This is a genomic window from Citrobacter sp. CK206, from assembly GCF_030333125.1.
Classification (GTDB): Bacteria; Pseudomonadota; Gammaproteobacteria; order Enterobacterales; family Enterobacteriaceae; genus Citrobacter_B; species Citrobacter_B koseri.
This window is the reverse complement of sequence record NZ_JAOWGM010000019.1, coordinates 1-12,036: the sequence shown is the minus strand read 5'-3', so window position 1 is coordinate 12,036 and position 12,036 is coordinate 1. Positions and strand designations below refer to the sequence as shown.

The 12,036-nt window shown below is 56.1% G+C and carries 13 protein-coding genes and 1 riboswitch; of the genes, 6 read left to right on the top strand and 7 right to left on the bottom strand.

Features of this window, described 5'->3' with window-relative positions:
• From thiS to OGX81_RS00735, 5 genes are all read right to left on the bottom strand, one after another.
• Positions 1–201, bottom strand: coding sequence for a sulfur carrier protein ThiS (gene thiS, locus OGX81_RS00755; protein ID WP_012133804.1), 201 nt, complete (start codon positions 199–201; stop codon positions 1–3).
• Positions 182–940 (bottom strand): HesA/MoeB/ThiF family protein, encoded by a 759-nt coding sequence (locus OGX81_RS00750; protein ID WP_058668397.1) that lies wholly within the window; start codon positions 938–940, stop codon positions 182–184. The genes thiS and OGX81_RS00750 overlap by 20 nt, the downstream gene beginning before the upstream one ends.
• On the bottom strand, positions 933–1,568 hold the full coding sequence (gene thiE / locus OGX81_RS00745; protein ID WP_104867918.1) for a thiamine phosphate synthase: 636 nt from the start codon (positions 1,566–1,568) through the stop codon (positions 933–935). The genes OGX81_RS00750 and thiE overlap by 8 nt, the downstream gene beginning before the upstream one ends.
• Positions 1,568–3,463, bottom strand: coding sequence for a phosphomethylpyrimidine synthase ThiC (thiC, locus tag OGX81_RS00740; RefSeq protein ID WP_012133801.1), 1,896 nt, complete (start codon positions 3,461–3,463; stop codon positions 1,568–1,570). The genes thiE and thiC overlap by 1 nt, the downstream gene beginning before the upstream one ends.
• Before the next feature lie 85 nt (positions 3,464–3,548).
• Positions 3,549–3,658: riboswitch (TPP riboswitch) on the bottom strand.
• Positions 3,659–3,708: 50 nt separating this feature from the next.
• The gene (locus tag OGX81_RS00735; RefSeq protein WP_012133800.1) at positions 3,709–4,212 is read right to left on the bottom strand and encodes an Rsd/AlgQ family anti-sigma factor; all 504 of its coding nucleotides are present in this window, start codon (positions 4,210–4,212) and stop codon (positions 3,709–3,711) included.
• A 96-nt stretch (positions 4,213–4,308) separates the two neighbouring features.
• Between OGX81_RS00735 and nudC the strand changes: the two genes are divergently transcribed.
• The 6 genes from nudC to OGX81_RS00705 all read left to right on the top strand — a co-directional run bounded on the left by nudC (position 4,309) and on the right by OGX81_RS00705 (position 8,663).
• Positions 4,309–5,082 (top strand): NAD(+) diphosphatase, encoded by a 774-nt coding sequence (nudC, locus tag OGX81_RS00730; RefSeq protein ID WP_047459742.1) that lies wholly within the window; start codon positions 4,309–4,311, stop codon positions 5,080–5,082.
• Between the two features lie 39 nt (positions 5,083–5,121).
• Positions 5,122–6,186, top strand: coding sequence for a uroporphyrinogen decarboxylase (gene hemE, locus OGX81_RS00725; protein ID WP_012133798.1), 1,065 nt, complete (start codon positions 5,122–5,124; stop codon positions 6,184–6,186).
• A 9-nt stretch (positions 6,187–6,195) separates the two neighbouring features.
• Complete coding sequence (nfi, locus tag OGX81_RS00720; RefSeq protein WP_012133797.1) at positions 6,196–6,867, top strand: deoxyribonuclease V; 672 nt, start codon at positions 6,196–6,198, stop codon at positions 6,865–6,867.
• Positions 6,868–6,909: 42 nt separating this feature from the next.
• Positions 6,910–7,500, top strand: coding sequence for a YjaG family protein (locus OGX81_RS00715; RefSeq protein WP_012133796.1), 591 nt, complete (start codon positions 6,910–6,912; stop codon positions 7,498–7,500).
• Between the two features lie 186 nt (positions 7,501–7,686).
• Positions 7,687–7,959, top strand: a complete 273-nt coding sequence (gene hupA, locus OGX81_RS00710; RefSeq protein WP_001044509.1) for a nucleoid-associated protein HU-alpha — start codon at positions 7,687–7,689, stop codon at positions 7,957–7,959.
• Positions 7,960–7,970: 11 nt separating this feature from the next.
• Positions 7,971–8,663 carry a DUF1481 domain-containing protein gene (locus tag OGX81_RS00705; protein WP_104867917.1) on the top strand — a complete coding sequence of 231 codons (693 nt, stop codon included), beginning with the start codon at positions 7,971–7,973 and terminating at the stop codon, positions 8,661–8,663.
• A 74-nt stretch (positions 8,664–8,737) separates the two neighbouring features.
• Here OGX81_RS00705 and purD read toward each other — a convergent pair whose 3' ends face one another.
• Together purD and purH are read right to left on the bottom strand one after the other, a co-directional pair.
• Positions 8,738–10,027: a phosphoribosylamine--glycine ligase gene (gene purD, locus OGX81_RS00700; protein WP_104867916.1), complete on the bottom strand. Its 1,290-nt coding sequence runs from the start codon at positions 10,025–10,027 to the stop codon at positions 8,738–8,740.
• Positions 10,028–10,042: 15 nt separating this feature from the next.
• On the bottom strand, positions 10,043–11,632 hold the full coding sequence (purH, locus tag OGX81_RS00695) for a bifunctional phosphoribosylaminoimidazolecarboxamide formyltransferase/IMP cyclohydrolase (RefSeq protein ID WP_071258117.1): 1,590 nt from the start codon (positions 11,630–11,632) through the stop codon (positions 10,043–10,045).
• Positions 11,633–12,036: the final 404 nt, after the last annotated feature.

Here is a 12,036-nt window from a genome sequence, read left to right as displayed (position 1 = left end):
TCAACCCCCTGCAATAACCTGAAAAAGCAGGATCTGGTCGCCTTCCTGCACGATTTGCTGTTCCCACTGTTCACGCGGCAGGATCTGTTGATTCAGCGCCAGCGCCGCCCCTGGTTTCAGTTGGTTAAGCTGAGTGAGCAGATCGATAACGGACAGGCCGTCAGCGCACTGCATAGGTTCATCATTGAACTGAATCTGCATGACGCCCTCCGCATACCGGACAACCGCTGGCGCGATGCAATGCCAGACTGCGCCACTGGCTGGTTTTGGCATCGAATAACCGCAACTCGCCGCCGGGGATGTCCATCCCGCTCAGTAACTTGATGGCTTCCAGCGCCTGTAATGTTCCCATCACGCCGACAACGGGGCCGACGATCCCTGCCGTGCGGCAGTTGCGTTCCGGTTCTTCATCATCCGGCCACAGGCAGCGGTAGCAGCCCTGTTCCCAGGGCGGCGTCAGCACCATCAACTGGCCGCCAAAGCCGACGGCGCTGGCGGTAATGAGTGGAGTATCCAGCGCGACGCAGGCGGCGTTGATCTCCTGACGGGTCGCCATGTTGTCGGTACAGTCGAGCACCACATCGGCGCGCTCAACCGCATGGCGGAGCGCATCGCCAGTGAGGCGCTGCTGTAACGCCAGCAGTTCAATATCCGGGTTCAGCCGCGCCAGCCGCTGCTTTGTCACCAGGGATTTAGGGCGGGCAATATCATCTGTGGTGAACAGGATTTGCCGTTGCAGATTGCTCAGATGCACTTCGTCATCGTCGGCTAAAACCAGCGTACCGATGCCAGCGCCCGCCAGATAGAGCGCCGCAGGGGAACCCAAACCGCCCAGCCCGACAATCAGAACCCGGCTGGCAAGCAATTTTTGCTGTCCTTCAATGGCGATATCGCCGAGCAAAATTTGTCGGCTGTAGCGCATAAAGTCGCGATCATTCATCGCCAGCCCCCGCGATTGCCAGTAACTGCGCCGTTGCTTCGCGCCAGTCTTCCGCCCGGGTAATGGCGCTGACGACGGCAATACTGCCCACGCCGGTTTTCAGCACCGGCGAGGCGCGTTCGAGGCTGATCCCGCCGATGGCAACGGTGGGGTAATCGCCAAGACGTTCAATATGGCGCGCCAGCTGCTCCAGTCCTTGCGGCGCGGACGGCATCTGTTTGGTTTGCGTCGGGAATACGTGGCCGAGTGCGATATAAGACGGTCTGGCCGCCAGCGCTATGTCGATTTCCATGTCATCGTGGGTGGAAACGCCTAAGCGCAGCCCGGCAGCCTGAATCGCCTTCAGGTCGGTGGTTTCCAGATCTTCCTGACCGAGATGCACCCCGTAAGCGTTGTGCTTGATCGCCAGTCGCCAGTAGTCATTGATGAACAGGCGGGCATTGTAGCGGCGGCCCAGTGAGATAGCGGCTGATACGTCGTCCTCCACCTCTTCGTCGCGCTTGTCTTTGATACGTAGCTGGAGGGTGCGGACACCCGCTTCCAGCAAGCGTTCGATCCATTGCACGCTATCAACGACCGGATAAAGCCCCAGGCGGAAAGGCACCGCCGGGAAATCGGGCTGATACATTATGCCTCCTCCTTCCTGAGATAGATTTCACCGCCTTTGGCGCGGAAGTTTTCTGACATATCCGCCATTCCTACCTCGATGGTCTGCGCCGCCGCGTAGTCGCGGACTTCCTGGCTGATCTTCATTGAGCAGAATTTGGGGCCGCACATGGAACAGAAGTGCGCCACTTTACCGGATTCCTGCGGCAGGGTTTCGTCGTGGTAGGCGCGGGCGGTGAACGGGTCAAGCGCCAGGTTAAACTGGTCTTCCCAACGGAATTCAAAGCGGGCTTTCGACATGGCGTTATCGCGGATTTGCGCGCCAGGATGGCCTTTTGCCAGGTCGGCGGCATGCGCCGCGATTTTGTAGGTGATCAGCCCCTGTTTCACATCCTCTTTGTTCGGCAGGCCGAGGTGCTCTTTTGGCGTTACGTAGCAGAGCATGGCGCAGCCAAACCAGCCAATCATTGCCGCGCCAATGCCGGAGGTGAAGTGGTCGTAGCCCGGCGCAATATCGGTGGTCAGTGGCCCTAAGGTGTAGAACGGCGCTTCGTGGCAGTGTTCCAGCTCTTCGGTCATGTTACGGCGGATCATCTGCATCGGTACGTGGCCAGGGCCTTCAATCATCACCTGCACGTCGTACTCCCAGGCAATTTTGGTCAGCTCGCCCAGCGTGTGCAGCTCGGCAAACTGCGCTTCGTCGTTCGCATCCTGAATCGATCCCGGACGCAGACCGTCGCCCAGCGACAGCGAGACATCGTAAGCGGCGCAGATCTCGCAGATTTCGCGGAAGTGCTCGTAGAGGAAGTTTTCTTGATGGTGAGAGAGGCACCATTTCGCCATGATCGAACCGCCGCGCGAGACGATACCGGTCAGACGTTTTGCGGTCATTGGCACATAGCGCAGCAGCACACCCGCATGGATGGTGAAGTAGTCTACCCCTTGCTCGGCCTGCTCCAGCAGCGTGTCGCGGAAGGCTTCCCAGGTGAGATCTTCGGCGATCCCGTTCACTTTCTCCAGCGCCTGATAGATCGGCACGGTGCCGATCGGTACCGGGCTGTTACGCAGGATCCACTCGCGAGTTTCGTGAATATAGCGACCGGTTGAGAGGTCCATCACCGTATCTGCGCCCCAGCGCGTCGACCACACCAGTTTTTCCACCTCTTCTTCAATGGAGGAAGTGACCGCTGAGTTGCCGATATTGGCGTTGACCTTCACCAGGAAGTTGCGTCCGATGATCATCGGTTCGGATTCCGGGTGGTTGATGTTGGCCGGGATAATCGCGCGACCGGCGGCCACTTCGTCACGAACAAATTCCGGCGTGATGTTTTCCGGCAGGCGCGCGCCAAACCCAACGCCTGGATGCTGCTGGCGTAACACATCGCCGCGAATGCGCTCACGACCCATGTTTTCACGAATAGCGATGAACTCCATTTCCGGGGTTACAATCCCCTGACGCGCATAATGCAGTTGCGTTACGCACTTGCCCGCTTTGGCGCGCTTCGGCGTGAGCAGCCCCGTAAAACGCAGCTCGTCCAGTCCATCATCGGCCAGACGTTCTTTGGTGTACGCCGAGCTACGGTCGGTCAATTCTTCGCTGTCTGCACGAGCCTCAATCCAGGGCTGACGCAGTTTTGCCAGCCCCTGCTGAACGTTAATGGCGACATCAGGATCGCCATAGGGGCCAGAGGTGTCATAGACCGGGATGGCTTCGTTCTCTTCGTATTGCGGATTATCTTTGCCGCCGCCGATGAGCGTGGGGCTTAGCTGGATTTCACGCATCGGAATGCGGATGTCCGGTTGTGAGCCGGTAATATAAATACGTTTTGAGTTCGGAAAGGCGGTGCCTTCCAGGGTGTCGATAAAGTGTTGGGCCTGGGCGCGTTGTTCGCGGCGAGTCAATTTTGTTGCAGACATAGCTCATTCCAAAAAGTGAAGGACGTGGCTTGTCAGACGACGGATGGAGTAATGGATGCGCGTTGCCCGTACAGGTTGACGCATAAAGCAGTTTACTCTTGTTCCCTTCGCAGGTATTAGCCTGATCAGGTTCCGCGGATCCCGAATTAACGGTCTCAGCCTGTGTTTTCACACACGGCACTCCGACAAGATGTAACCCCGGCGACGGGGCAATGGATGTAAATTACTCGTTACTGATTCATAACTCAAGCAGGCCGTGCAATTCCGCTTTCATCCTGGGCATTAAGCGTTAGATTATTGTCGAAGGCCAGCAGGATGAGTTTATCTTCCAGCGTAAACCGCGCTTCCAGCGCTTCGCCGATGTCGGAGAGCACTTGCTGAAATTCCGCATAATTATCGTGATCGATCGCGTTCTCCAGGCTGGAGTCGTAATATTCCATGATCTGTTGAGTATTGGCTTCCAGCAATGAATGGAGGCGCGTTGCGGTCGAACGCGGGTTTCCCTCTTCCATTTCACGGATAATGTGTTCATAAATACTGAAGTGTCCGGCGGAAAGGTAGTCGACCAGGCCCTGACAAAAATCATCCAGCGCTTTTTCATTCAGCCGCATGTACGATTCTTTGCCAGGCTTAATGCCAACCAGATTGTAGTAAGCCACGAGCAGGTGCTTACGTACATGTAGCCAGCGATCAACCAGTTTATTACTTCCTTCGACGTGTTCCGTCAGGCTTTCCAGCTGGTTTAGCATGATTGACTCCGCAAGTTTAGATTTAAAACTGCTCACCTGAAAAATGTAAATATAATGTTAACAACATGCCAGTGAAGCAAAGGTAGTGCAAGAGCTATGGATCGTATTATTGAAAAATTAGATCACGGTTGGTGGATCGTCAGTCACGAGCAAAAATTATGGTTGCCTCGTGGAGAATTGCCATATGGCGAAGCGACAAATTTCGATCTTGTGGGGCAGCGCGCACTCCTGATTGGCGAGTGGGAAGGGGAGCCTGTCTGGCTGGTGTTACAGCATCGTCGGCATGATATGGGGTCGGTACGGCAGGTCATCGATCGGGACGTTGGCCTGTTTCAACTGGCGGGGCGGGGCGTGCAGCTGGCGGAATTTTACCGTTCGCACAAATTCTGCGGTTACTGCGGCCACCCCATGTACCCAAGCAAGACCGAATGGGCGATGCTGTGCAGCCACTGCCGCGAGCGTTACTATCCGCAGATTGCTCCCTGCATTATTGTCGCCATCCGGCGCGCCGATTCCATTTTACTGGCCCAGCATACGCGCCATCGCAACGGTGTTCATACGGTGCTGGCCGGGTTTGTGGAAGTGGGGGAGACCTTAGAGCAGGCGGTCGCGCGCGAAGTGATGGAAGAGAGCGGCATCAAAGTGAAAAATTTGCGTTACGTGACCTCACAGCCCTGGCCGTTCCCGCAATCGCTGATGACGGCGTTTATGGCGGAGTATGACAGCGGCGAGATTGTCATCGACCCGAAAGAGCTGCTGGAGGCGGGCTGGTATCGCTATGACGATCTTCCGTTATTGCCGCCGCCGGGCACGGTGGCGCGTCGTTTGATCGAAGATACTGTGGCAATGTGTCGGGCTGAGTATGAGTGATGGTACACTGGCACCCTGACGCAATGAAGGAACTGCAAAATGACCGAACTGAAGAACGATCGTTATCTGCGTGCGCTGCTGCGCCAGCCCGTTGATGTTACCCCGGTATGGATGATGCGCCAGGCAGGCCGCTATCTGCCGGAGTACAAAGCCACCCGCGCACAAGCAGGCGATTTTATGTCGCTGTGCAAAAATGCTGAGCTGGCGTGCGAAGTCACGCTACAACCGCTGCGGCGCTACCCGCTTGATGCGGCGATCCTCTTCTCGGACATTCTGACCATCCCGGATGCGATGGGGCTGGGACTCTATTTTGAGGCCGGGGAAGGCCCGCGCTTTACTTCGCCAGTCGCCTGTAAAGCGGATGTCGATAAGCTACCGATTCCTGACCCGGAAGACGAACTGGGCTACGTGATGAACGCGGTGCGTACGATTCGCCGCGAGTTGAAAGGTGACGTTCCGCTGATCGGTTTTTCCGGCAGCCCGTGGACGCTGGCGACTTACATGGTGGAAGGCGGCAGCAGCAAAGCCTTTACCGTCATCAAAAAAATGATGTATGCCGATCCGCAGGCGCTGCATGCGCTGCTCGATAAGCTGGCGAAAAGCGTCACTCTGTACCTCAACGCGCAGATTAAAGCGGGCGCGCAGTCGGTCATGATTTTCGACACCTGGGGCGGCGTGCTGACGGGGCGCGATTACCAGCAGTTCTCGCTGTATTACATGCATAAAATCGTTGATGGTCTGCTGCGGGAAAACGACGGTCGCCGTGTACCGGTCACGTTATTCACCAAAGGTGGCGGCCAGTGGCTGGAGGCGATGGCGGAAACCGGGTGTGATGCGTTAGGCCTCGACTGGACAACCGATATTGCCGACGCGCGCCGTCGCGTGGGCCATAAAGTGGCGCTACAGGGCAATATGGACCCGTCCATGCTCTATGCGCCACCGGCGCGCATTGAAGAAGAAGTGGCGACGATTCTCGCCGGATTTGGCCAGGGTGAAGGCCACGTCTTTAATCTTGGACACGGTATCCACCAGGATGTACCACCGGAGCACGCGGGCGCATTTGTTGATGCGGTACACCGCTTGTCTGAACAGTACCACCGCTAAGGAGTCATTATGGATCTCGCGTCGCTACGCGCTCAACAAATTGAACTCGCCTCGTCGGTGATCCGCGAGGATCGCCTTGATAACGATCCGCCGGATCTGATCGCCGGGGCGGATGTTGGGTTCGAGCAGGGCGGGGAAGTGACGCGAGCGGCGATGGTGCTGTTGACGTATCCAGCGCTTGAGCTGGTGGAATACAAAGTGGCGCGTATCGCCACTACCATGCCGTATATTCCCGGCTTCCTCTCCTTTCGCGAGTATCCTGCGCTGTTGGCGGCGTGGGAACAGCTGTCGCAAAAACCGGATTTAGTCTTTGTCGATGGGCACGGTATCTCCCACCCGCGTCGTCTGGGGGTGGCAAGCCACTTTGGATTGATGATGGATGTACCCACCATTGGCGTAGCGAAAAAACGGCTGTGCGGCAAGTTTGAGCCACTTTCCGCCGAACCTGGCGCGCTGGCTCCGCTGATGGACAAAGGCGAGCAGTTAGCCTGGGTCTGGCGCAGTAAAGCGCGCTGTAACCCGCTGTTTATCGCGACCGGACATCGCGTGAGTACCGACAGCGCGTTGGCGTGGGTGCAGCGCTGTATGCAAGGCTACCGTCTGCCGGAACCGACGCGCTGGGCGGATGCGGTGGCATCAGAGCGTCCGGCGTTTGTGCGCTGGCAAGCAAATCACCGCTGATTCAGGTACACTGCGGCTCATTTCTGATTTCGAGAATTCAACATGTTACAAAACCCGATTCATCTGCGTCTGGAACGCCTGGAAAGCTGGCAGCACGTCACCTTTATGGCTTGTTTGTGCGAGCGTATGTATCCGAACTATGCCATGTTCTGTCAGCAGACGGGTTTTGGCGATGGGCAGGTGTACCGCCGAATCCTGGATCTCATCTGGGAAACGCTGACGGTGAAAGATGCGAAGGTCAATTTTGACAGCCAGCTGGAAAAGTTTGAGGAAGCGATTCCGGCTGCTGACGATTTTGATCTGTACGGCGTTTACCCGGCGATTGATGCCTGCGTTGCATTAAGCGAGTTAATGCATTCTCGTCTCAGTGGCGAAACGCTGGAACATGCCATTGAGGTCAGTAAGACATCCATTACCACGGTTGCGATGCTGGAAATGACTCAGGCTGGTCGAGAAATGACCGATGAAGAGCTCAAAGAAAACCCGGCTGTTGAACAGGAATGGGACATTCAGTGGGAAATATTCCGACTTTTGGCCGACTGCGAAGAACGCGATATTGAGCTGATAAAAGGGCTTCGGGCAGACCTGCGCGAGGCCGGTGAGAGCAATATCGGTATAAATTTTGAGCAATGACACCAGAAAACGTGATTTAACGCCTGATTTGTCGTGCCTGGAGGCTTCCCTTCCGCCCCCCGTCTGGTCTACATTTGGGGGGCGAAAAAAAGTGGCTATCGGTGCGTGTATGCAGGAGAGTGCTTTTCTGGCATTTCCGTCGCACTCGATGCTTAGCAAGCGATAAACACATTGTAAGGATAACTTATGAACAAGACTCAACTGATTGATGTAATTGCAGACAAAGCAGAACTGTCCAAAACCCAGGCTAAAGCTGCTCTGGAATCCACTCTGGCTGCTATTACTGAGTCTCTGAAAGAAGGCGATGCTGTACAACTGGTTGGTTTCGGTACCTTCAAAGTGAACCACCGCGCTGAGCGTACTGGCCGCAACCCGCAGACCGGTAAAGAAATCAAAATCGCTGCAGCGAATGTACCGGCGTTTGTTTCTGGTAAAGCACTGAAAGACGCAGTTAAGTAATTCGCGTGGCAGTGAACAGTTTTAATGAAGGGGCGCTCTCGCCCCTTTTGTCTGTCTGGCGTCGTATGCTGACGTTGGCAGGCGCGCTGTTGCTGTCCGCTTGTAGCCATAACACGACGCTTCCACCGTTTACGGCCAGCGGTTATGTTGACGACCAGGGTGCGGTACGCATCTGGCGTAAAGATTCCAGCGATGGCGTCCATCTGCTCTCGGTCTTTAGCCCGTGGCGTAACGGCAGCACCACAACCAGCGAATACCGCTGGCAGGGCGACATGCTCTCCCTGATTGAACTCAATATTTACAGCAAACCTTCTGAACATATTCGCGCACGCTTCGACGATCATGGCGAGCTCAGTTTTATGCAGCATGAAGTCGACGGGCAGAAGCAGCAGCTTTCCAGCGACCAGATCGCCTTATACCGCTATCGCGCCAATCAGATCCGCCAGACCAGTGACGCATTGCGTCAGGGGCGCGTTGTGCTGCGTCAGGGACGCTGGCATGCAGACCGTACGGTAACTACCTGCGAAGGCGAAACATTGAAACCAGACCTGGATGCATGGGCTATCAGCCACATAGAGCGACGTCAGCTGCGTTCATCGATAGAGGTGAGTGTGGCATGGCTGGAGGCGCCTGATGGCTCTCAGCTGCTGCTGGTGGCCAATGAAGACTTCTGCCACTGGCAACCTATAGAGAAGACGTTCTGATGATTGCCGGATGGCGGCTTGCGTCTTATCCGGCCTACAGTTGTTCTCCATAGGCCGGATAAGAGGTGTCAGCGTTAGTTTTGCTCGCGTTCGATCGCGCGCCAGCCGATATCTTTGCGGCTAAAGCAGTTATCCCAGCGGATATCTGCCATCAGCGCGTAGGCACGCTGCTGTGCTTCGGCAACGGTATGGCCTAGCGCAGTGGCGCACAGTACGCGACCGCCGCTTGTTACGACCCGGTCATCTTCCGCCAGTTTGGTGCCGGCATGGAATACCTTACCGTCCGCCACCTCTTCCAGCGGCAGACCGTGGATCACATCGCCTGTGCGGTAGTCGCCCGGATAACCGCCAGCCGCCATCACCACGCCGAGCGATGCGCGCTCATCCCATTCAGACGTTTTCTCGTCCAGCTTACCGTCGCAGGCAGCCAGACAAAGTTCAACCAGATCGGATTTCATACGCAGCATGATTGGCTGGGTTTCCGGGTCGCCAAAGCGGCAGTTGAATTCGATAACTTTCGGGTTGCCCTGTTTATCGATCATCAGCCCAGCGTACAGGAAGCCGGTATAAGTATTGCCTTCCGCCGCCATGCCTTTTACGGTTGGCCAAATGATGCGCTCCATCGTGCGCTGATGAACCTCGTCGGTCACCACCGGTGCCGGGGAGTAAGCGCCCATACCGCCGGTATTCAACCCGGTATCGCCATCGCCGACGCGTTTGTGATCCTGGCTGGTGGCCATTGGCAGCACATGTTCGCCATCGACCATCACGATGAAGCTCGCTTCTTCACCGTCGAGGAACTCTTCGATCACGATACGGTGTCCCGCGTCGCCAAACGCGTTACCCGCCAGCATGTCATGAACTGCGGCTTCGGCCTCGATCAGCGTCATCGCCACAATCACGCCTTTCCCGGCAGCCAGTCCGTCGGCTTTAATGACGATCGGCGCGCCTTTCTCACGCAGGTAAGCCAACGCGGGTTCGATCTCCGTGAAGTTCTGGTACTCCGCCGTCGGAATCTGGTGACGAGCGAGGAAATCCTTGGTGAAGGCTTTGGAGCCTTCCAGCTGTGCGGCGCCTTCGGTTGGGCCAAAGATTTTCAGGTCTGCGGCGCGGAAAGTATCCACCACGCCTTTCACCAGCGGCGCTTCCGGGCCGACGATGGTCAGATCGATCTTCTCGTTCTGGGCAAAGCTCAGTAGTGCCGGAATATCCGTGACGCCAATAGCGACGTTTTGCAGCGCCGGTTCCAGCGCTGTTCCGGCGTTACCTGGCGCGACATACACGGTTTCAACCTGCGGTGATTGCGCCGCTTTCCACGCCAGGGCGTGTTCGCGCCCGCCGTTGCCGATTACTAATACTTTCATTGTCTGCTCCGTGAATTAATGGCGGAAGTGACGCATGTCGGTGAAGATCATCGCGATGCCGTGTTCGTCAGCGGCGGCAATGACTTCATCATCACGGATGGAGCCACCGGGCTGGATCACGCAGCTCACGCCAACGGCGGCCGCAGCATCAATACCGTCGCGGAACGGGAAGAACGCGTCAGAGGCCATTGCGGAACCTTTTACTTCCAGGCCTTCATCGCCCGCTTTAATACCGGCGATCTTCGCGGAATAAACGCGGCTCATCTGGCCCGCGCCAATACCGATAGTCATATTCTCTTTCGCGTACACAATCGCGTTGGATTTCACAAATTTTGCTACTTTCCAGCAGAACAGCGCGTCACGCAGTTCCTGCTCGCTCGGCTGACGTTTGGTTACCACGCGCAGTTCGCCTTCGGTCACCATACCCAGGTCACGATCCTGAACCAGCAGGCCGCCGTTAACGCGTTTGAAGTCCAGGCCCGGCACACGCTGTGCCCACTGGCCGCAGGTCAGGACGCGCACGTTCTGTTTGGCGGCGGTAATCTTCAGGGCGTCTTCAGATGCGGAAGGCGCAATGATCACTTCAACAAACTGACGGGAGATGATGGCCTGTGCCGTTTCGGCATCCAGTTCGCGGTTAAACGCGATGATGCCGCCGAATGCGGAGGTCGGGTCAGTCTTGTATGCGCGATCGTAAGCGTCGAGAATAGAAGTGCTTACCGCCACGCCACACGGGTTAGCGTGCTTCACGATGACGCAGGCGGGCTCGCTGAACTCTTTCACACACTCCAGCGCCGCGTCGGTATCGGCGATGTTGTTGTAGGAGAGCGCTTTGCCCTGTACCTGCTGTGCGGTCGCAACAGATGCTTCTTGCACATTCTCTTCTATATAGAAGGCTGCCTGCTGGTGGCTGTTTTCGCCGTAGCGCATATCCTGCTTCTTAATGAAGTTCAGATTCAGGGTACGCGGGAAGCGGCCAGCGGCCTCTTTGCTTTCACCGTGATATGCCGGAACCATGCTGCCGAAGTAGTTGGCAATCATGCTGTCGTAGGCGGCGGTGTGTTCGAAGGCTTTAATGGCGAGATCGAAGCGGGTATCAAGGGTCAGTGAACCGTCGTTGCTATCCATCTCTTTAATAATGGCGTCGTAGTCGCTGCTCTTTACAACGATAGCGACATCTTTATGGTTCTTGGCAGCGGAGCGCACCATGGTCGGGCCGCCGATATCAATGTTTTCTACGGCATCTTCCAGCGAGCAACCTTCACGAGCGACGGTCTGGGCGAATGGGTATAGGTTAACAACAACCATATCGATTGGCGCGATACCGTGTTGTTCCATAATTCCGTCATCCTGACCACGGCGACCGAGAATACCGCCGTGTACTTTCGGATGCAGGGTCTTCACGCGTCCATCCATCATTTCCGGGAAACCGGTGTAATCGGAAACTTCGGTCACCGGCAGACCTTTATCTGCTAACAGACGGGCAGTGCCCCCTGTAGACAGCAGCTCCACACCGCGTGCGGAAAGTGCCTGGGCGAATTCGACGATACCGGCCTTATCAGAAACACTGAGCAGAGCGCGGCGGACTGGACGACGTTGTTGCATGGTAAATCCCCTGGATTTGACTATTACAGAGAGCGTTAGCTGAATTTTTCGTGAAAAACTCAGCTAACGCCCCTTACGGGGCATCCTTGTTTTGCGGTGGCATTGTAACGAAAACGTTTGCGCAACGCTCGCGAATTTTTCTTTTTCCATTCGATACCCTTTTATTCCTGTATTGAGCGCGTCTTTATTAAGGAGAGATTCAGGAAATGATCGCCAGGATTGTGGATAACTCTGTGTGTAAAAGGGTATAAGGCGGGGTTTTGCTGGGGAATGCAGCAGTCAGTCATTTTTCTGTCATTTTTCTATTGCGGCCTGCGGAGAACTCCCTATAATGCGCCTCCATCGACACGGCGGATGTGAATCACTTCACACAAACAGCCGGTTGATTAAAGAGAAAAATCCTG

What these genes read in the sequence shown, in the direction of transcription:
- hemE (WP_012133798.1), top strand. Translation starts at nt 5,122, where the DNA reads ATGACCGAACTGAAGAACGATCGTTATCTGCGTGCGCTGCTGCGCCAG.
- hupA (WP_001044509.1), top strand. Translation starts at nt 7,687, where the DNA reads ATGAACAAGACTCAACTGATTGATGTAATTGCAGACAAAGCAGAACTG.
- purD (WP_104867916.1), bottom strand. Translation starts at nt 10,027, where the DNA reads ATGAAAGTATTAGTAATCGGCAACGGCGGGCGCGAACACGCCCTGGCG.
- OGX81_RS00715 (WP_012133796.1), top strand. Translation starts at nt 6,910, where the DNA reads ATGTTACAAAACCCGATTCATCTGCGTCTGGAACGCCTGGAAAGCTGG.
- purH (WP_071258117.1), bottom strand. Translation starts at nt 11,632, where the DNA reads ATGCAACAACGTCGTCCAGTCCGCCGCGCTCTGCTCAGTGTTTCTGAT.
- OGX81_RS00735 (WP_012133800.1), bottom strand. Translation starts at nt 4,212, where the DNA reads ATGCTAAACCAGCTGGAAAGCCTGACGGAACACGTCGAAGGAAGTAAT.
- thiC (WP_012133801.1), bottom strand. Translation starts at nt 3,463, where the DNA reads ATGTCTGCAACAAAATTGACTCGCCGCGAACAACGCGCCCAGGCCCAA.
- thiE (WP_104867918.1), bottom strand. Translation starts at nt 1,568, where the DNA reads ATGTATCAGCCCGATTTCCCGGCGGTGCCTTTCCGCCTGGGGCTTTAT.
- nfi (WP_012133797.1), top strand. Translation starts at nt 6,196, where the DNA reads ATGGATCTCGCGTCGCTACGCGCTCAACAAATTGAACTCGCCTCGTCG.
- OGX81_RS00750 (WP_058668397.1), bottom strand. Translation starts at nt 940, where the DNA reads ATGAATGATCGCGACTTTATGCGCTACAGCCGACAAATTTTGCTCGGC.
- nudC (WP_047459742.1), top strand. Translation starts at nt 4,309, where the DNA reads ATGGATCGTATTATTGAAAAATTAGATCACGGTTGGTGGATCGTCAGT.
- thiS (WP_012133804.1), bottom strand. Translation starts at nt 201, where the DNA reads ATGCAGATTCAGTTCAATGATGAACCTATGCAGTGCGCTGACGGCCTG.